2 rRNA genes are annotated in these 764 nt (G+C 56.2%); both read right to left on the reverse strand.

Annotated features, from left to right (window positions below):
- Window positions 1-70 precede the first annotated feature (70 nt).
- Window positions 71-186: ribosomal RNA gene (gene rrf, locus DXX3274_RS00100) — 5S ribosomal RNA — on the reverse strand.
- A gap of 116 nt (window positions 187-302) precedes the next feature.
- Window positions 303-764, reverse strand: a 23S ribosomal RNA gene (locus tag DXX3274_RS00105); the annotation flags it as partial.

Consider the following 764-nt stretch of genomic DNA (forward strand, 5'->3'; position numbering starts at 1 on the left):
CCTGACAGACCAGTTCCACCCGCCCCAAAAGCAAAAAACCCCCGGCATAACCGGGGGTTCCTTATGTGATGCCTGGCAGTTCCCTACTCTCGCATGGGGAGACCCCACACTACCATCGGCGCTACGGCGTTTCACTTCTGAGTTCGGCATGGGGTCAGGTGGGACCACCGCGCTCTCGCCGCCAGGCAAATTCTTTTCATTCCAACCGTCATGCCCGCACTTTCGCGTCGCACAACCATCGGAACCAATCCATCGAACAAGCCAAATTCGCGTCTCTCTCACCAAAACACCTTCGGTGTTGTAAGGTTAAGCCTCTCGGGTCATTAGTACTGGTTAGCTCAACGTATCGCTACGCTTACACACCCAGCCTATCAACGTCCTCGTCTCGAACGTCCCTTCAGGGGCCTCAAGGGCCCAGGGAAGACTCATCTCGGGGCAAGTTTCCCGCTTAGATGCTTTCAGCGGTTATCTCTTCCGCACTTAGCTACCGGGCAATGCAATTGGCATCACAACCCGAACACCAGTGGTGCGTTCACTCCGGTCCTCTCGTACTAGGAGCAACCCCCCTCAACTCTTCCAGCCGCCCACGGCAGATAGGGACCGAACTGTCTCACGACGTTCTAAACCCAGCTCGCGTACCACTTTAAATGGCGAACAGCCATACCCTTGGGACCTACTTCAGCCCCAGGATGTGATGAGCCGACATCGAGGTGCCAAACACCGCCGTCGATATGAACTCTTGGGCGGTATCAGCCTGTTATCCC

The sequence above is a fragment of the Dickeya sp. NCPPB 3274 genome (genome assembly GCF_000406205.1).
GTDB classification, from domain to species: domain Bacteria; phylum Pseudomonadota; class Gammaproteobacteria; order Enterobacterales; family Enterobacteriaceae; genus Dickeya; species Dickeya fangzhongdai.